Source organism: Bartonella sp. SL320, assembly GCF_059687635.1.
In genome coordinates this window covers 1,438,156-1,455,885 of sequence record NZ_CM185143.1, presented here as the reverse complement: position 1 = coordinate 1,455,885, position 17,730 = coordinate 1,438,156, and the positions used below count along the sequence as shown (strand labels likewise).

The window sequence follows — 17,730 nt, the reverse complement described above, 5'->3', positions numbered from 1 at the left end:
CGAGTAGGTATAGCTTATCGAAAAGCGTAACAAGAGATGGACCTATGAATATATAAATAACACAGGGGGGTGTTTTGCCTGTTTGTGTGGATGATAGAGAAGTAAAGGCTTTATGAAACGCAATGAAATGAGAAAAACTGTATCATCTGATACAGAGGGAACTCTGCACACACTTTACAATTTATGGCCTTATATGTGGCCGGTAGGTCGGCGTGATCTAAAAATACGTGTGCTGTGGGCAATATTTTATCTTGTTTTGGCTAAGCTCGTTCTTATATCTGTACCGTATTTTTTTAAATATGCTACGAATGTGCTTGATACAAGCTTTCAGCTCCCAGAATGGTTTCCATCCAGTTTACTTATTCCCATCATGCTTGTTTTGGCATACAATGCTGCACGTATTATACAGGCTGGATTAAATCAATTACGCGATTCTCTTTTTGCCACTGTTAGTCAATACGCTGTGCGTCAACTCGCTTATAAAACCTTTGTCCATATTCATGAGTTATCTTTACGATTTCATTTAGAACGCCGAACTGGTGGGCTTTCTCGCGTGATTGAACGTGGTACAAAAGGGATTGAAGCAATCGTAAGATTTTCAATTCTCAGTACCGTACCGACAGTTTTAGAATTTATATTAACGGCTTTTGTATTTTACATCAATTATGGGGGGTATTATCTTCTCATCGTTGTTATAACAGTTTTATTATATACTTTGTTTACTATTAAGGCGAGTGATTGGCGTATTCGTATTCGGCAACAAATGAATACAGCAGATACGGAAGCGAATACTCGCGCTGTTGATTCTCTTTTGAATTTTGAAACGGTCAAATATTTTGGCAATGAAACGCTAGAAGCCGATCGTTTTGATGCCGCTATGGCCGGTTATGAAAAAGCTGCAACAAAGATTTGGACATCGTTAAGTTGGCTTAATTTTGGTCAAGCTCTTATCTTTGGTATTGGCATGACGATCATGATGTTGATGTCAGCTTATGAAGTTTTTTATAAGACACAAACTTTAGGAGATTTTGTTTTTATTAATGCTCTTTTAATGCAACTTTCTATTCCATTGAATTTTATTGGTTCAATTTATCGTGATGTTCGACAAGGTTTAACGGATATTGAAGCGATGTTTGATCTTTTAGATGTTCAGCAGGAAATCGTTGATAAATCAGATGCTAAACCGTTAGAGATAAGTGATGGGACCATTCGTTTTCATCAGGTAAAGTTTTCTTATGATTCGGCGCGTCAAATTCTCAGAGATATTAATTTTGAAGTCCCAGGAGGAAAAACAGTCGCTATTGTCGGTCCATCAGGTGCTGGTAAATCAACCATTTCTCGATTGCTTTTTCGGTTTTATGATGTTGATGCGGGCTCTATCACAATTGACGGGCAGGATATTCGTAATGTAACACAAAAGAGTTTGCGGGAAGCAATCGGTATGGTTCCACAAGATACAGTATTATTTAATGATACAATTGCCTATAATATTTGCTACGGACGTCCAAGTGCGACAGATGAAGAGATGCGCAAAGCTGCTGAAATGGCACAAATATCAAAATTTATTGAGGTGTTACCGGAAGGTTTTCAGTCTATGGTAGGAGAGCGTGGTCTAAAATTATCAGGGGGAGAAAAACAACGGGTGGCTATTGCACGAACACTTTTAAAAGCTCCCCCCTTCTTATTCTAGATGAAGCAACAGCGGCTCTTGATACGACAACGGAACAGGAAATTCAACAAGCATTAGATATTGTAAGCCGTGGACGAACAACATTGATTATTGCGCATCGTCTTTCTACGGTTATCAATGCTGATGAAATTTTGGTTCTTAAAAGTGGTCGTATTATTGAAAATGGGACGCATACAGAGCTTTTACGCAAGAAAGGTTTATATGCTTCAATGTGGAACAAGCAGCTTGAAGCATCGCAAGCTGAAGAAAAATTACGTAAAATGCGTGAAGAAGATGAGACAGGTATTGTTAATCGTAAAAAATAAGGTGGGCAAAATGTAATCTATACCTTTATATAGGGTGATTGATAAAATACATAAAAAGACACAAGAGGAACAAAAAGGGTTATTGCTTGTTTAAGTTTACGATGAATAGGAAATTATATGAGTATTCTACAATCTGTCCATAATAGCTTTGTGCCGATTCATAAAGAAGGTTATCCTTTTATTGTAGCATTTTTTGTTATTTCGCTTATTCTTGGTTGGATATGGAGTCCATTGTTTTGGTGCGGGCTTGTTCTCACGGTGTGGTGTATATACTTTTTCCGCGATCCCGATCGTGTGATCCCTTTAAATTCAAATTGGGTTATGTCGCCTGCAGACGGCCGCATTTCATTTGTGGAATCATGTGTTCCACCTGAAGAATTAGGGTTAGGGCAAGATGAAATGATCCGTATTTCTATTTTTATGGATGTTTTTTCATGTCATATCAATCGTATCCCTATCAATGGTACAGTAGAGTCGATCGTTTATCATCCAGGTCGTTTTACCAATGCTGAGTTTGATAAGGCTAGTCAGTTTAATGAGCGTAATGGGCTGGTCATTGAGAGCAAACATGGTAAAATCGGTATTGTACAGATAGCAGGGATGCTTGCGCGTCGCATTGTTTGTTGGTCAAAAGAAAATGATGCCGTTATGACGGGGGAACGATTTGGATTGATTCGTTTTGGTTCTCGCCTTGATATTTATGTACCAACTGAAATGAAATTGCGTGTTGCGGTTGGTCAGACAGCAATTGCTGGAGAGACCGTTTTGGGCTCTTTTGATGATAAGAGTGCTACAACGGACTTCAGATACGATTAGGATAGACAATGAAAAATTTTTCGCCATTTTCTTCATTCAACCCTGAAGGGCAGCATGATGATGTTACAAATCGGCGGCGTTCACCTACATCAATGCGATATGTCATTCCCAATATCATTACTATCTTAGCAATTTGCGCAGGGATGAGCAGCATTCGTTTAGCTTTGGAGCAACGCTATGAAGCTGCGATTTTAATGGTTCTTTTGGCCGCAGTTTTAGATGGTGCGGATGGTCGCATTGCACGTTTAATAGATGGGAGTTCACCTTTTGGAGCACAGATGGATTCTCTTGCTGATATTGTAAATTTTGGTGTGACTCCTGCACTTATTGTTTATTCTTTTATTTTGCATCAAGCACACCACATTGGTTGGGTTGCAGCCCTTGTCTATTGTGTTGCTTGTTGTTTGCGATTAGCGCGTTTTAATGTGATGTTGGATAATACCAATATACCTCAGTGGCAAAAAAGTTATTTTGTTGGTGTTCCAGCACCAGCAGGTGCATTGCTCCTTTTATTACCTATGTATTTAGGGGCTCTCGGTTTAGTTCCCAGTTGGGGGTGGGCATTATTTTTTAGTCTTTATACGGTAATTATTGCTTTTCTTTTGATTAGTCGCCTACCAGTATGGAATGCAAAAACAATTGATCAAAATTTAAGACGTGATATCGTTATACCGTGCATGTTGGTTATTGTTATTTATGTCGGTTTTCTTGCAACTTATACATGGAAAACTTTATTGATCACAGCTGTTAGCTATATGATTTTTCTCCCCTGTAGTTTTATCGCTTATAATAAACGTGCTTCTTTAGAAGAAAAAAAGGCTGAGGCTAAAGCTATCCAAGATTCATAAAGCGCTTTATTCTTCTGTTAAAAATCATTGATTTATAATGATAATCTAGCGTTATTCATGTTGAATTAGACCCTCGAATAACGTAAGCTTCTTTCATTTCAAATCTCTCTCATGTTGCATCAACCAAAATCATTCTATTGCACGCCAAAGGCGGGATGAATGTGTGGATAAAATTTGTATAATAAAAATGGCTTTTCATAAACCGTCTTAAGTGCCAAGGTTTATCGCAACATTGTGAAAAGTACAGGAAGAAAGAGAGAGTAGGCTATTTACATTTCAGATGATGATCAATCAGGGATATGATAATCCACAAACCGATTTTTACGGACATTAAAGAGTTTTCCAGTTTCCTTTAAATCAGGTGAGAGCAAATGAACTATTTTTTTTGCAACCTCTTGTGGTGATGGGAGTGTTTCTGGATCTTCACCAGGCATAGCTTCAGCCCGCATAGCAGTTCGTGTGGCACCAGGGTTGACACAATTAATTTTAATAGGGGTTTGTTTGAGCTCTTCTGCCCAACAGCGCGAAATCATTTCTAAAGCTGCTTTAGAGGCTGCATAAGCCCCCCAGAAAGGGCGCGCATCATGCGCAACGCTTGAGGATAACAGGAGAGCCCGTCCAGCATCAGATTCACGTAATAAAGGCTCTAAGGCTTTTATTAAGCGCCATTGGCTGAAAAGATTTATTTGAAAGACATCTTCAAAGACCGTGTTTTCTATATGCGCTATTGGTGAGAGTGTTCCAAGGATTCCTGCATTTGCAACGATAATATCAAGTTTTTTCCAACGTTTTGTAATAGAGAGTGCAAGAGCATCGATATTTTCCATATGATGCAAGTCAAGAGGAACAAGGGTAGCAAAAGCCCCTTTTTCTTGGATTTGATTGTCCAGTTCAGTAAGCCCACTGACTGTTCGTGCAAGAGCAATAATATGAGCACCACGTGCAGCAAGCTCGAGTGCCAAATAATAGCCAATTCCTCTTGAGGCACCAGTAACAAGTGCAACACGCCCATGGAGACTAAAGTCATGTTTTGTCATCATTAATCTCTTGTTTTAAGAACAGATGATTGATGAATTTTGGAGAAATTTTCTTGATCAACCAGATGTGTAGGATAATATCCAGTAAAATAATGGTCAGTAAATTGTGGATCGGCGTTATTTCGTTTTTCTCCTGCTACAGCAAGATATAATCCATCCGTTGAAAGAAATTCTAAAGAGTCCGCTCCAATAAAATTGCACATAGATTTTAAATCTGGATATTGATTTGCTAAAAGACTTTCAGCTTTAGGGGTATCAATACCATAAAAGTCAGGATAGAAAATCATAGGGCTAGAAACACGCATATGAACTTCTTTTGCTCCTGCATCACGGAGCATTCGCACAATTTTAAGCGATGTTGTCCCTCGTACAATAGAGTCATCAATTAAAATAACCCTTTTTCCTTCAATGATAGGGCGGTTTGCAGAATGTTTTAACTTGACGCCAAAAGCGCGAATTTGTTGTGTTGGTTCGATAAAAGTACGGCCAACATAGTGATTACGAATAATACCAAGCTCGAAAGGAATTCCAATTTCTTGTGCATAGCCAATTGCGGCAGGTGTTCCTCCGTCCGGAACTGGAACGACAACATCTCCCTCACAAGGGGCTTCCTGTGCTAGACGGATCCCCATATTTTTGCGTGTTGTATAAACACTCCGTCCTCCAACGATAGAGTCAGGACGAGCAAAATAAACATATTCAAACAAGCAAAGTTTTTCTGGCTTTTCATTTTCTGGTTTTATAATTTTTTTCGTAATTTCCCCATTCTTTTGTATTTCACAGATAATGATTTCCCCATTTTTAACATCACGGACATATTTTGCTCCAATAATATCAAGAGCACAAGTTTCGGAACAAAAGATAGGCTTACCATCAAGTTCCCCCATCACGAGGGGTCTAATCCCTGTTGGGTCACGTGCAGCAATAAGCTTTGTACGTGTAAGCGCTAACATAGCATATCCCCCTTCTACTTGCCGAATTGCATCAACAAAACGATCAGAGGACGATTCATAACGTGAGCGGGCAATAAGATGGAGAAAAACTTCTGAATCTGATGTTGATTGACAGATAGCACCAGAAGCAATGAGTTCACGGCGTAATGTAAGACCATTGGTAAGATTACCATTATGAGCAATAGCAATGCCTCCAGCTTTCAATTCAGCAAAAAGGGGTTGAACATTGCGTAATGCTACTTCTCCAGTTGTTGAGTAACGCGTATGTCCAATAGCGCGATTTCCTGGCAAGCGTGCAAGTGTTGCAGGGTTTGTATAGTGATCACCAACAAGACCTAAATGCTTTTCTTGATGAAACATTTTATTATGGTAGGAAACAATACCAGCTGCTTCTTGTCCACGATGCTGGAGTGCGTGGAGTCCAAGAGCTGTTAATGTTGCTGCATCTTCATGCCCAAGAATGCCAAAAACCCCACATTCTTCATGAAGGGTATCATCATCTAATGAAAATTCTTGACAGGAAATATTGCTTTTTATCATCATATTCTTTCAGTTGTGATAGAGAGGAATTATTAATATCACATTTTATATTATTTAGTTTTTTTCCTTGTGAAAAGCTATTCTCCATTTTTTAGAATTGTCTTTTCATGAGGGAGCTCCTTATGCGTATGTTTATCGCTGTCTTTAAATAAATTTTCCGCCTTTTCGAGGACAGATCCAAAATCTTTTGGAAGTATTTCCCAAACCTTTTGTCCCAGTGAATCTAAAATAGGCCTCATTTTAGCATCTTTTAACCAGTTTGCTTGGTGCTCGGGTTTAATCAGGGCATTAATCAGCAACATAGCGATGACCATAATCAGTAAACCACGAAGTGCCCCAAAAATAAAACCAATAGAACGGTCAAGAAGACCAATTCGACTATCAATAATAAAATCAGAGATCTTCATTGTAATAATTGAAGTAATAATAAGAACAATAATAAAAATTGTGACCAATGTTGTGATCAATGCAATCATTTTATTAGAAAGATATTGTTCAAAGAAAGGTAAGACAGGCTTGAATAAAAGCAATGTCGTAACAGCTGCAACTGCCCAAGAAACCAACGATAACACCTCACGTGAGAATCCTCGAAGCATAGCAAGAAAAGCGGACAACAGGATGATTACTACGACAATTCCATCAAGGATTGTTATGATCATTTGTTTGTTCCTTATACATAAAGTTTTGTTCTTTTAAGTCAGTATAAAAATACATTTTTTGTGCTTATAGCAAGGATCTTTCATATTTTGTAGATTTTTTTCTATATTATTATAACTGTGGTAAAAATCATTTTTTACTTGCGGTAAGAGTAGCAACGAGTTCAGGGAGGTCGGAGAAAGTTTTTTGTTGAAAATTAAGCGACTTCATCATTTCGGTTGTTGTCGTGGGATGAAATGCTCCCTGAAAGCCGAGTTTTTTTGCTTCATTGATGCGTTGTGCTGAATGAGCAACAGCGCGGGTAGCTCCTGAAAGACTGACTTCACCAAAATATACATAATCTGTTGGCAAAGGGATATTGGCAAGAGAAGAGACTAAAGCCGCGGCTACAGCTAAATCAGCGGCAGGTTCTGATATGCGATACCCACCTGCCACATTTAGATAGACATCATGCTGCCCAAAACGAATGCCACAATGGGCTTCTAAAACAGCAAGAATCATAGAAAGACGATTTCCATCCCAACCGACAACCGCACGTCTGGGGGTTCCAAGGGAAGAGGGAGCAACGAGCGCTTGAATTTCTACTAATATCGGGCGTGTTCCTTCCATTCCAGCAAAAACAGCAGCGCCTGGTGCTTTTTCATTGCGTTCTCCTAAAAATAATTCGGATGGATTGATCACTTCGCGTAAGCCTTTATCAGACATTTCAAAGACGCCAATTTCATCTGTTGGCCCGAAGCGATTTTTTACAGTTCTAAGAATGCGATAATGATGTCCTCCTTCACCCTCAAAATAAAGAACGCCATCAACCATATGTTCAACGACCCGAGGACCAGCAATTTGACCATCTTTTGTCACATGACCAACAAGAACAACAGCAGCTCCTGTTTTTTTAGCAAAGCGTATCATAGCTTGAGCACCAATACGCACTTGTGTGACAGTGCCGGGAGATGAATCTGCTGTATCTGACCATAAGGTTTGAATTGAATCGATAATCACCATATCAAGATTTTTATGCTCGCTTAAGGTTGCAAGAATATCTTCAACATTGGTTTCAGCAGCAAGCTTTACCTCTGTATTATGCGCTCCAAGCCTTTGCGCACGCAGACAAATTTGCGCAATAGCTTCTTCACCTGAGACATAAATAACATTATGTCCTTTGCGTGCTAAAGCAGCAGCTGTTTGTGTGAGCAATGTTGATTTTCCAATACCTGGATCACCACCAACAAGGAGTGCGGATCCACGAACAAACCCCCCGCCGGTAACACGATCAAGTTCAGCAATACCAGAATGAATACGTGGAGCATCTTGGATATCTCCAGAAAGAGATGTAAGGGCGACGATGCGTCCTTTACGAGTATTCTGCTTAGGTCCACTTCCTATGCCGCTATTTATATTTTCTTCAATAAGGGAATTCCATTCTCCACAGGCGTTACATTTTCCTGCCCAACGAGAATGAACAGTTCCACAATTTTGGCAAATAAATTGAACACGGGTGCGTGCCATACTGATTTAACCGATTTGTTCTGGAAGATAATTGCTGTCTGCCAGATCACTAAAGCGTGTAAATTCAGATTGAAAGGCAAGGGATACGATTCCTGTCGGCCCGTGTCGTTGTTTTGCAACAATGACATCAGCTTTCCCCATAATTTCATCCATTGTCTCTATCCATTTCATATGTTCAAGAGTGCCCAATTTTGGTTCTTCATTTTTGAGATAATATTCTTCACGATAGACAAAAAGAACGATGTCGGCATCCTGCTCGATAGAACCAAAGCCACCTAAATCAGAGAGTTTTGGGCGTTTATCTGTTCTGTTTTCAACTTGATATGAAAGTTGTGAAAGAGCAATAATAGGGATATTTAATTCTTTTGCTAATGCTTTTAATCCTACGGTAATCTCTTGAATAGGATTTTCAGATGAATATTTTAAATCACTTATCATAAGTTGGATATAATCAATAATTAAAATATCCAAACCATGTTGTTTCTTGAGGTGTCGTGCACGGGCAGCCAGTTGTGAAACTGATATCCCCCCAGTTTGATTAATATAAAGGGGTGCCTTTTTGAGCTGGTTTACCGTACGCATGACTTTTGAAAATTGTTCAACTGAAATATTACCTCGTCGAATATCAGAAGAAGAGATTTCTGTTTGTTCAGAAATAATACGGGTTGCAAGCTGTTCAGAGGACATTTCAAGTGAGAAAAACCCTACAACACCCCCTTCATTTTCTTCGGTATTGCCATTATGATTATAAGCATTGGCAATATTAAAGGCAATATTGGTTGCCAGTGAAGTTTTTCCCATACTAGGACGCCCAGCGAGAATAATTAAGTCGGAAGGCTGTAGTCCACACAGTTTGTCATCAAGTGTTTTAATGTGGGTAGCTATTCCCGATAATTGTGAAGAGCGCCTTTTCGCAGCACTGGCTATATCAAGAACTCTTTTGATTGCTTGATCAAGACTGTCAAATCCATTATCGCAGTCTTCTTTTTTTTCTAGCATAATTATACACTTTCCCTTTATCGAAATATCAGTTCTTATACAATTTTATATCAAGAATAGTTTGCATCTTGTAGAAGTTTCTCTGTACTATAATTTAAAACATAAGCTGTGCTTTATATGTGGTCATGAGGGTTGTTTTTTTAGACAGGTTAGAAAATGTTTTATTAAAAAATTAGAGATTTTTCTGTGAAGAGGAAACATCTTGCTATTTTTTATGATAATTTATTTTGCACAACAACAGAAATTATTTTTGAATTTAAAAATAAAAAATGAGTGTTTTGTGAGAAGAAACCTTGGTAAAAGAAGAGGCAATAGAGCAAGATCTAAGTTAGCTATGGATTTTAATATATGAGTTTCACTTACAACATTAAGAGATACGTTATCATTTCGTCCAAGAGGGATGTTATTCAATAGCTTTTAAAGAGCAAATAATGACGGCAAGAATCACTAAAAAATAATTTTTTATAAAAAATTCTATTCTTGATAAAAGAAATACATTTTTTCTCTAATGAGAAGAATGGTTTCACAGTTTTGATAGATAAGAACACAGGTGTGTGCCATGTTGATTTAACCGATTTGTTCTGGAAGATAATTGCTGTCTGCCAGATCACTAAAGCGTGTGAAATCCGATTGAAAGGCAAGGGATACGACGCCTGTGGGCCCATGTCGTTGTTTTGCAATAATGACATCAGCTTTACCCTCAATTTCACCCATTTCATCTATCCATTTTGTATGTTCAGAAGTGCCCAACTTGGGTTCTTCATTTTTAAGATAATATGCTTCACGATAGACAAAAAGAACGATGTCGGCATCTTGCTCGATAGAACCAGATTCACGCAAGTCTGAGAGTTGTGGTCGTTTATCCGTTCTGTTTTCGACTTGGCGCGAAAGCTGTGAAAGAGCGATAATAGGGATGTTCAATTCTTTGGCTAAGGCTTTGAGCCCCGTCGTAATTTCTGTAATCTCTTGAACACGATTTTCAGACGAACGCTTTGAACTACTTGTCATAAGTTGGATATAATCGATGATTAAAATATCCAAACCATGTTGTCGCTTAAGACGCCGTGCACGAGCTGCCAACTGCGTAATTGATATTCCCCCTGTTTGGTCGATATAAAGGGGGGCCCTTTGGAGTTGCTTTACCGCACGAATAATTTTTGAAAATTGCTCATCTGAAATATTCCCCCGTCGAATATCAGAAGAAGAAACTTCGGTTTGTTCAGAAATAATACGGGTCGCAAGCTGTTCTGAGGACATTTCAAGTGAGAAAAATCCTACAATGCCCCCTTCATTTTCTTCGGTCTTGTCATTACGGTTATAAGCATTGGCAATATTAAAGGCAATGTTGGTCGCTAGTGAGGTTTTTCCCATACCAGGGCGTCCAGCAAGGATAATTAAGTCAGATGCTTGTAATCCTCCCATTTTTTCATCAAGTGTTTTAATATGGGTAGCTATCCCTGATAATTGTGAAGTGCGCCTTTTCGCTGCACTTGCCATATCGATAGCTTTTTTGACAGCCTCATCAAAATTTTCGAATCCGCCGCCATATTTCCCTTTTTCTGCGAGCTCAAATAACTGATTTTCAACAGTTTCAATTTGTTGGGCAGGCGTAAGCTCTACAGGAGCATCAAAGGCTGTATTGACAACTTGAGTTCCAAGATTAATCAAAGAACGGCGGATAAAAAGGTCATAAATAACGCGTCCATAATCTTCCGCGTTAATAATGGTGACGGCCTCTTTTGCTAAGCGGACAACATACTGGTATACAGTAAGATCTCCAATTTTCTCTTCCATTTGGAGGTGAGGTTTGATCGTAACGGGATCTACATGTTTTCCGGTTTTAATAAGGTGAGATAAAACAGTATAAATCTTTTGATGGAGCGGGTCAAAAAAGTGTTCTGGTTTTAGAAAGTCTGAAACGCGATCAAGAGAATCATTGTTGATAAAGATGGCACCAAGTAATGCCTGTTCAGCTTCAATATTATGTGGAAGTTGCCGAAAAGAAGAGGAATCTTCTTTTTTCGAAGAGCTGATATTAACAACGCTAGTTTCTTCCATAATATTTTCCACTAAAATTCTAAGTCTAGCAACTTTAGGCGATCAATTTAAAATCGTATATTAACAGTATAGAGCTACAAAGCTTCATTTTAAGTTAAAATCATATAATTTTAAAAAAAACTTTTTTCGTTGTTCATTTATCATGCGTGTTTTATTGATATAATAACACCTATTGCGTATATTTTATTTTTACAATATGCACTTTAAAAGTGGCGGATTTCGGTAATCTAAATTTAAGTATTTTAAAGTTATGTGATCTTAAAATTCCAATATCATACATAAGTATAACTGCTTTTTTATCATTAAAATTATTTTAGATCATATGAAGATATAATAAAATGACACCTCATTCAAACGTTAAACTTAAGAGTAGAATTTTAAATTATTTTTTACTTCTATTCTGGAAAATAAAAAACATTTCCTCTTAGTGATATTACCATTTTAATCATGTAATATTTTTAGATAATATACTTTTCATTATTCATAAAAATTAGATTATTTATGTACGATAGTCATAAAATACTCAATTTTAAATCGTGAGTATTTTATGACTAATATTTTAAATGAAATAAAAGATATAAAACAGAAAACAAAAGGAGCAATTAAGCTTCTTGATGAGGACTGTTTATATCGTTGTCATTCATTTCTTCTACCAACATTTCTTCTGACAATAATTCTTCCTGATTTTCTTCTAATGTTTCTTCTTGAATATTATATATTTCTTCAGCAGAAGTGAGTGTTTCACCTTCTGCTTGGCGTTGTGCTTCACTGGCAGAACGTGCAACATTAATAACCACAGAAATTTGAACCTCAGGATGGAGGCTGAGAGTAATTGTGTGAAGACCGATCATTTTGATTGGATGATTCAGTTCAATTTGATTTCGTCCAATAGAAAATCCTTCATCTGTTATGATTTCAGCAATATCACGTGTTGATACAGATCCATAAAGTTGTCCTGTTTCACCAGCAGAACGAACAACGATAAATGATTGACCATCAAGTTTTTCAGCAATTTTTTGTGCTTCGCTTTTGCGTTCAAGATTACGTGCTTCAAGCTGTGCACGTTGTATCTCAAAATGTTTTTTATTCGCTTCATTTGCACGTAAAGCTTTCCCTTGAGGCAAGAGAAAGTTACGTGCATAACCATCTTTAACTGAGACAATATCACCCATCTGACCAAGACGAGGAATGCGCTCAAGTAGAATAATATCCATAGTTTTTCCTTTCGAATAAATAAATTTAGGGAAGTTTTTTGCGTGATTGAAAATTGTATTGAATAGCGGCCCAAACCCCCATCAAAAGCATCATGAAAGAAACAGGCGGGAAAAAAACAACAGTTAAAATAGCAATATAGACAAGCGAAAGTATAATAACCCGACCGTTTACCCCTTTTGTAATATTGTGAAGGTAGGCTAAACCGCTAATTGATATGATGACAGTATAGGCAGAGCTAAAGACATATGTTCCCAAATTAAGAGAATCGCTCAATTCAATCATTGATGCCATGGAAACAACAACGAAAATAACAATTCCAGAAATCGGAAGACGAAGGGTTTTGCTCCAATCATCTCGAGGTCTTTTTAGCCACTTCATATATTGAGCTGTCATTATTGAAAAATAAAGATTACCAATGAGGAAAACCAAACTATAAACCGTCAGAGCAACAGCTGCTAGAGTCGCAGCATGCGCCATTACAAATTCACTAATATTAAGTATATCAGCTTCTTTTAATGATTGCGATTGCTGTAGAGCTTGTACTATATTTGCAGCGATTTTTTGTGCAACGAAAGGGCTATCTGGACGGGCTTTTACATAGAGTCCAATGAAGGTTACCATAAAAGCAATAAAGTTTGTTAAATGAAAAATAACAGATGATAATGGGTACCATATCAGTGTATTTTCTTTTTGCTCTGGTCGTGCAAGTCCAAGCATCCAAGAAGCATAAACAGCAGGAAGAAAAGATAACAGCATAAGCCCGAGAGAAATATAGATATCAGTGACTAAGGAAAGAATAACAGTTGCACTAATTAAAGCAACGAAACTAGCAAATGTTCCTTGGCCAAATGCAACAATAAAAATTGGTAATGAAAGAAAGCAACCAAGAAGTAGAGATAAAGAGGGTACTATCTTTTCAATACTGATGATCGCCACTCCTATCACAGCAGCAAACAACCCCGCTAAAACACCGGTCAATATCTCATCAGTACGATCTTTTTTCATTTATTGCTGTCCTGCTTTTTTGCAGTTAGAGGCGTGGTAATACCTCAACTTTAATATTTAATAGCCTAACATAGTATATAATAAGCCATTTTCCTAAACCATACAAGAAAAGCAACTGAAGAGTTTCTCCAGTTGCACAAGTGTCTTGATCGTTTACTTTATAACATATGGGAGTAAGCCTAAAAAGCGAGCACGCTTGATCGCGTTAGCTAATTCACGCTGCTTTTTCTGACTAACAGCTGTAATCCGTGAAGGAACAATTTTCCCACGTTCAGAAATATAACGTTGCAATAATTTGATATCTTTATAATCAATTTTAGGAGCATTCGTTCCTGAAAAAGGACATGTCTTACGACGACGATGAAAGGGACGACGTGTAGAGTTTTGATTAGTATCAGCCATCATTCTACCCCTTCTATAGCATTTTCGCGTTGACGACGTGGAGAACGAGAGCGCTCTTCATCCTGACCAATATGGGCATTACGATCAAGGTGTGAGAGCATTGCAGATTTTTCTTTTTCGTGTTTTTCTACACGGATAGTCATGTAACGCAAAATATCTTCATTGATTCGCATCTGACGCTCCATTTCAGCGATTGCTGCAGCTGGTGCATCAATGTTGACCAAGGCATAATAAGCCTTACGGTTTTTACGAATACGATAAGCAAGAGGACGAAGTCCCCAATTTTCTACACGCCCAACTTTTCCACCGTGCGTTTCAATGACACCTTTGTAAAGGTTCAAAAGCTCATCAACTTGCTGTGGTGCAATATCTTGTCGGGCAAGGAACATATGTTCATAAAGAGCCATTGTTTTGCCTTTCTTCAATTAAGTCTTACCGGTTTTAGCGCAAAGCCTCTGCGACTTGTCTTTTTTGGAAATCCAAAGAAGAAAGGACGCTTTTACAATTCGAGACATCTCAGAGCGGAGACACGGGAGGCCGGAAACATTGTATTTCCTACTGATATTCTACAGCCCTCCGTTCAACCTCCAGCTAAAATGCCGGCAACGAACATTTCACATCTACAGGTTATTTTTAAAAATAGCAAGTTTACGCACATAAAAAAATTGATTTATTAAATCTTGATATATTTTCACTATATTTCCCTCTTCTACAAAGAGAGTGTGCTGTAACATACAGATAAAGGAGATAAAAATGGACTTGTTAAACCAGATTGATGTGACATTCTTTAAGATGCTTGTCGGCAATCATCAATCTTGGTCGATTTTAGTTTTGTTTAGTATTTTTTGTGCAAAATTTTTAATTTATATTATTCCTCTTCATCTATGTGCGTTGTGGTTTTGTGGTGGAGAAAGGGAACGATGTGTTGTGCTAAGCATTTGCATGAGCATTTGTACGGCTCTTTTTATAGGTTATCTTATTTCTCTCATTTATTTCCATCCACGTCCATTCGTTGTAGGGTTGACAACACCGTTGATTAAACATCGTGCCACAGCTTCTTTTCCTAGTAATCATGCTTTAACCATTGCATCTTATACAGCGAGCTTTTATTTTTATCGATACAAAGGGACTTTTAAATGTGCCGTGGTATTTTTATGCTTAATCTGCTGGGCTCGCATCTTTGTGGGGGTACATTATCCCTTTGATATTTTAGCAGGTGTAATTTTAGGAACTCTCATAAGTTTGGGCGTTATTCAGTTTATCGCTCCTTATTTTCCTAAGTTTTTATATCAAATTCCGCCCTTAAAATATAATTTTAAGAAAGATATTCATTCTAAATAAAGCACTTTATCTTGACTTTTTGCGGATGAATAAGGTCAAAAGAGAATAATTTAATGGCACAATTTTAGGAGTCGATTAATGGGTGCAGCTTTTATTTTTCCAGGGCAAGGGAGTCAACTTGTTGGGATGGGAAAGGCGCTTGCAGAGCAATTTGTTGCAGCGCGAATGGTTTTCGAGGAAGTTGATGATGCTTTGGGGGAAAAATTATCAGAGATCATTTTTGAGGGACCTGCTGATGTTTTAACGTTAACAGCCAATGCCCAACCAGCACTCATGGCTGTATCCATGGCTGTCATTCGTGTGATGGAACAATTGGGGCTTCGTATAGAAGAAAAGGTAACGTTTGTTGCCGGTCATTCTTTAGGAGAATATTCAGCTCTTTGTGCTGCTGGTACATTCAGTCTCACAGATACGGCAAGGCTTTTGCGTATTCGTGGCAATGCCATGCAGGCTGCTGTTGCGGTTGGTGAAGGCTCTATGGCAGCTCTTATCGGTTTGGAAGAGCATGTTGTGGAAGAAATTTGCCAAACTGTTTTGGGAGAAGGATTATGCCAGATTGCCAATGATAATGGTGGGGGGCAAATTGTTATTTCAGGTGTCGCAAAAGCCGTTGAGAAAGCAGTAGAGATTGCCTCAACAAAAGGTGCAAAACGTGCAGTTCTTCTTCCAGTTTCTGCTCCTTTTCACTCAATGTTAATGCAGCCTGCTGCCGATGCCATGAAGAAAGCACTTTTGACTGTTAATAAGGCAGCGCCTATTATTCCTTTGATTGCCAATGTTTCTGTTGTTCCAGAAAGTGATCCTGAGCGTATTTCTACTCTTCTTGTTCAACAAGTAACAGGAAGGGTGCGGTGGCGTGAAACAATAGAATGGATCGGTGCGAATGGGGTCGATACACTTTTTGAGGTTGGTTCTGGAAAAGTATTAACAGGTCTAACGCGCCGTATTAACAAGGATATAAAAGGGGTAACAATTGGAACAGTTGATGAAATAGAAGCAGCGCTAGAGATGCTTGGTGTTTAATCTACAAAGGAGTTAAAAAATGTTTAGATTAGCAGGACGTAAAGCTCTTGTAACGGGGGCATCGGGAGGAATCGGTGAGGCAATTGCACGTTGTTTCCATGCACAAGGAGCCATTGTTGGACTTCATGGAACACGTGAAGAAAAGCTTCAAGAAGTGGCAGCAGAATTAGGACAGAATGTTTTTGTATTTCCCGCTAATCTTTCTGAACGTCAATCGATTAAACAATTGGCTGAAGCTGCAGAAAAAGAAATGGATGGTGTTGATATTTTAGTTAACAATGCGGGAATCACCAAGGATGGTCTTTTTGTGCGCATGCAAGATAAAGACTGGGATAATGTTTTAGAAGTTAATCTAACAGCTGCTTCTCTTTTGACGCGTGAATTAACACATTTTATGATGCGCCGTCGTTATGGAAGGATTATTAACATTACATCTGTTGTGGGTGTTGTGGGTAATCCTGGACAAACGAATTATTGTGCTGCAAAGGCAGGATTGATAGGTTTTTCTAAAGCTTTGGCACACGAAATTGCTTCACGAAATATTACTGTCAATTGTATTGCTCCAGGATTTATTAAATCTGCCATGACAGATAAGCTTAACGAAAAGCAAAAAGAAAATATTATGGCTGCGATTCCAATGAAACGTATGGGAAGTGGGGAAGAAATAGCTGCTGCTGCTGTTTATTTAGCGAGCGATGAAGCGGCCTATATGACAGGTCAAACACTCCATATTAATGGTGGAATGGCAATGATTTGAGTATTTTCTTGTATTCCACATTGATTTATAAGACGTATTATTTTAGATAGTAACGATTGAAATAGAAAGATGCGTCTGTTTCTTTATAAGGTCGTTGATCAATTGATCTCAAAATGTCAAATTGGTTCATTTTGGAGGGGATATCCACAGGATGTTTTAAATCATTGCTAAAATCTTTTAAAGAAATGCATCTATTGCTTGATTAGATGAGCCGATATAGTTAACCAAATTATAGGAAAATATAAATTCGAGGATTTCAACATGAGTGATACAGTAGAGCGCGTTAAGAAAATTATTGTGGAGCATCTTGGGGTTAATGCCGATAAAGTCGTAGAAAATGCAAGCTTTATCGATGATTTAGGGGCTGATAGTCTTGATACGGTTGAACTCGTTATGGCTTTTGAAGAAGAATTTGGTGTAGAAATTCCAGATGAAGCTGCTGAAACGATTTTTACAGTTGGTGATGCAGTCAAGTTTATTGATAAAGCTTCTGCATAATTACGAAAAGGCAAAGGCATTTATTGCTTTTGCCTATATTCTACGAGCCTTTTTTGAAAAGAAAGCTTTGAGAGCTGAAG

The 17,730-nt window shown here is 38.1% G+C and carries 15 protein-coding genes and 2 pseudogenes; 7 read left to right on the top strand and 10 right to left on the bottom strand.

The features are described from left to right. The first annotated feature begins 112 nt into the window (after window positions 1-112). The 3 genes and pseudogenes from AC6ER8_RS06025 to pssA all read left to right on the top strand — a co-directional run bounded on the left by AC6ER8_RS06025 (window position 113) and on the right by pssA (window position 3,659). Window positions 113-1,995: pseudogene (locus tag AC6ER8_RS06025) on the top strand (ABCB family ABC transporter ATP-binding protein/permease). A 117-nt stretch (window positions 1,996-2,112) separates the two neighbouring features. Next, window positions 2,113-2,811 carry a phosphatidylserine decarboxylase gene (locus tag AC6ER8_RS06020; RefSeq protein ID WP_497077817.1) on the top strand — a complete coding sequence of 233 codons (699 nt, stop codon included), beginning with the start codon at window positions 2,113-2,115 and terminating at the stop codon, window positions 2,809-2,811. Between the two features lie 8 nt (window positions 2,812-2,819). Beyond that, window positions 2,820-3,659, top strand: a complete 840-nt coding sequence (gene pssA / locus AC6ER8_RS06015) for a CDP-diacylglycerol--serine O-phosphatidyltransferase (RefSeq protein WP_497077816.1) — start codon at window positions 2,820-2,822, stop codon at window positions 3,657-3,659. A gap of 287 nt (window positions 3,660-3,946) precedes the next feature. On the opposite strand, the gene AC6ER8_RS06010 is transcribed toward pssA, so the two are convergent. From AC6ER8_RS06010 to rpsF, 10 genes and pseudogenes are all read right to left on the bottom strand, one after another. Beyond that, entirely contained in the window at window positions 3,947-4,696 is a 750-nt protein-coding gene (locus AC6ER8_RS06010; RefSeq protein WP_497079642.1) for an SDR family NAD(P)-dependent oxidoreductase, read from the bottom strand. Between the two features lie 2 nt (window positions 4,697-4,698). Then, window positions 4,699-6,192, bottom strand: a complete 1,494-nt coding sequence (purF, locus tag AC6ER8_RS06005) for an amidophosphoribosyltransferase (RefSeq protein WP_497077815.1) — start codon at window positions 6,190-6,192, stop codon at window positions 4,699-4,701. A gap of 74 nt (window positions 6,193-6,266) precedes the next feature. Further along, window positions 6,267-6,848 carry a CvpA family protein gene (locus AC6ER8_RS06000; protein ID WP_497077814.1) on the bottom strand — a complete coding sequence of 194 codons (582 nt, stop codon included), beginning with the start codon at window positions 6,846-6,848 and terminating at the stop codon, window positions 6,267-6,269. Window positions 6,849-6,975: 127 nt separating this feature from the next. Next, complete coding sequence (gene radA, locus AC6ER8_RS05995; protein ID WP_497077813.1) at window positions 6,976-8,352, bottom strand: DNA repair protein RadA; 1,377 nt, start codon at window positions 8,350-8,352, stop codon at window positions 6,976-6,978. A 6-nt stretch (window positions 8,353-8,358) separates the two neighbouring features. Further along, a pseudogene (locus tag AC6ER8_RS05990) lies at window positions 8,359-9,282 on the bottom strand (DnaB-like helicase C-terminal domain-containing protein); the annotation flags it as partial. A gap of 636 nt (window positions 9,283-9,918) precedes the next feature. Continuing rightward, window positions 9,919-11,409, bottom strand: coding sequence for a replicative DNA helicase (locus tag AC6ER8_RS05985; protein ID WP_497077812.1), 1,491 nt, complete (start codon window positions 11,407-11,409; stop codon window positions 9,919-9,921). A 602-nt stretch (window positions 11,410-12,011) separates the two neighbouring features. Further along, window positions 12,012-12,623, bottom strand: coding sequence for a 50S ribosomal protein L9 (gene rplI, locus AC6ER8_RS05980; protein ID WP_497077811.1), 612 nt, complete (start codon window positions 12,621-12,623; stop codon window positions 12,012-12,014). A 25-nt stretch (window positions 12,624-12,648) separates the two neighbouring features. Continuing rightward, the gene (locus AC6ER8_RS05975) at window positions 12,649-13,629 is read right to left on the bottom strand and encodes a hypothetical protein (RefSeq protein ID WP_497077810.1); all 981 of its coding nucleotides are present in this window, start codon (window positions 13,627-13,629) and stop codon (window positions 12,649-12,651) included. Window positions 13,630-13,782: 153 nt separating this feature from the next. Continuing rightward, window positions 13,783-14,031: a 30S ribosomal protein S18 gene (rpsR, locus tag AC6ER8_RS05970; RefSeq protein ID WP_497079640.1), complete on the bottom strand. Its 249-nt coding sequence runs from the start codon at window positions 14,029-14,031 to the stop codon at window positions 13,783-13,785. Beyond that, window positions 14,031-14,438 (bottom strand): 30S ribosomal protein S6, encoded by a 408-nt coding sequence (rpsF, locus tag AC6ER8_RS05965; RefSeq protein WP_497077809.1) that lies wholly within the window; start codon window positions 14,436-14,438, stop codon window positions 14,031-14,033. Before rpsF ends, rpsR begins: the two co-directional genes overlap by 1 nt. Before the next feature lie 346 nt (window positions 14,439-14,784). On the opposite strand from rpsF, the gene AC6ER8_RS05960 reads away from it, so the two are divergent. The 4 genes from AC6ER8_RS05960 to AC6ER8_RS05945 all read left to right on the top strand — a co-directional run bounded on the left by AC6ER8_RS05960 (window position 14,785) and on the right by AC6ER8_RS05945 (window position 17,650). Continuing rightward, window positions 14,785-15,372 carry an undecaprenyl-diphosphatase gene (locus AC6ER8_RS05960; protein ID WP_497077808.1) on the top strand — a complete coding sequence of 196 codons (588 nt, stop codon included), beginning with the start codon at window positions 14,785-14,787 and terminating at the stop codon, window positions 15,370-15,372. Window positions 15,373-15,450: 78 nt separating this feature from the next. Next, on the top strand, window positions 15,451-16,395 hold the full coding sequence (gene fabD, locus AC6ER8_RS05955) for an ACP S-malonyltransferase (RefSeq protein ID WP_497077807.1): 945 nt from the start codon (window positions 15,451-15,453) through the stop codon (window positions 16,393-16,395). Between the two features lie 19 nt (window positions 16,396-16,414). Next, window positions 16,415-17,152 (top strand): 3-oxoacyl-[acyl-carrier-protein] reductase, encoded by a 738-nt coding sequence (gene fabG, locus AC6ER8_RS05950; RefSeq protein WP_497077806.1) that lies wholly within the window; start codon window positions 16,415-16,417, stop codon window positions 17,150-17,152. 261 nt (window positions 17,153-17,413) lie between these two features. After that, the gene (locus AC6ER8_RS05945) at window positions 17,414-17,650 is read left to right on the top strand and encodes an acyl carrier protein (RefSeq protein ID WP_004860281.1); all 237 of its coding nucleotides are present in this window, start codon (window positions 17,414-17,416) and stop codon (window positions 17,648-17,650) included. Window positions 17,651-17,730: the final 80 nt, after the last annotated feature.

Bases quoted from the DNA above. Each gene is read 5' to 3' on its own strand.
- AC6ER8_RS06020 (WP_497077817.1), top strand. From the start codon at position 2,113: ATGAGTATTCTACAATCTGTCCATAATAGCTTTGTGCCGATTCATAAA.
- pssA (WP_497077816.1), top strand. From the start codon at position 2,820: ATGAAAAATTTTTCGCCATTTTCTTCATTCAACCCTGAAGGGCAGCAT.
- AC6ER8_RS06010 (WP_497079642.1), bottom strand. From the start codon at position 4,696: ATGACAAAACATGACTTTAGTCTCCATGGGCGTGTTGCACTTGTTACT.
- purF (WP_497077815.1), bottom strand. From the start codon at position 6,192: ATGATGATAAAAAGCAATATTTCCTGTCAAGAATTTTCATTAGATGAT.
- AC6ER8_RS06000 (WP_497077814.1), bottom strand. From the start codon at position 6,848: ATGATCATAACAATCCTTGATGGAATTGTCGTAGTAATCATCCTGTTG.
- radA (WP_497077813.1), bottom strand. From the start codon at position 8,352: ATGGCACGCACCCGTGTTCAATTTATTTGCCAAAATTGTGGAACTGTT.
- AC6ER8_RS05985 (WP_497077812.1), bottom strand. From the start codon at position 11,409: ATGGAAGAAACTAGCGTTGTTAATATCAGCTCTTCGAAAAAAGAAGAT.
- rplI (WP_497077811.1), bottom strand. From the start codon at position 12,623: ATGGATATTATTCTACTTGAGCGCATTCCTCGTCTTGGTCAGATGGGT.
- AC6ER8_RS05975 (WP_497077810.1), bottom strand. From the start codon at position 13,629: ATGAAAAAAGATCGTACTGATGAGATATTGACCGGTGTTTTAGCGGGG.
- rpsR (WP_497079640.1), bottom strand. From the start codon at position 14,031: ATGGCTGATACTAATCAAAACTCTACACGTCGTCCCTTTCATCGTCGT.
- rpsF (WP_497077809.1), bottom strand. From the start codon at position 14,438: ATGGCTCTTTATGAACATATGTTCCTTGCCCGACAAGATATTGCACCA.
- AC6ER8_RS05960 (WP_497077808.1), top strand. From the start codon at position 14,785: ATGGACTTGTTAAACCAGATTGATGTGACATTCTTTAAGATGCTTGTC.
- fabD (WP_497077807.1), top strand. From the start codon at position 15,451: ATGGGTGCAGCTTTTATTTTTCCAGGGCAAGGGAGTCAACTTGTTGGG.
- fabG (WP_497077806.1), top strand. From the start codon at position 16,415: ATGTTTAGATTAGCAGGACGTAAAGCTCTTGTAACGGGGGCATCGGGA.
- AC6ER8_RS05945 (WP_004860281.1), top strand. From the start codon at position 17,414: ATGAGTGATACAGTAGAGCGCGTTAAGAAAATTATTGTGGAGCATCTT.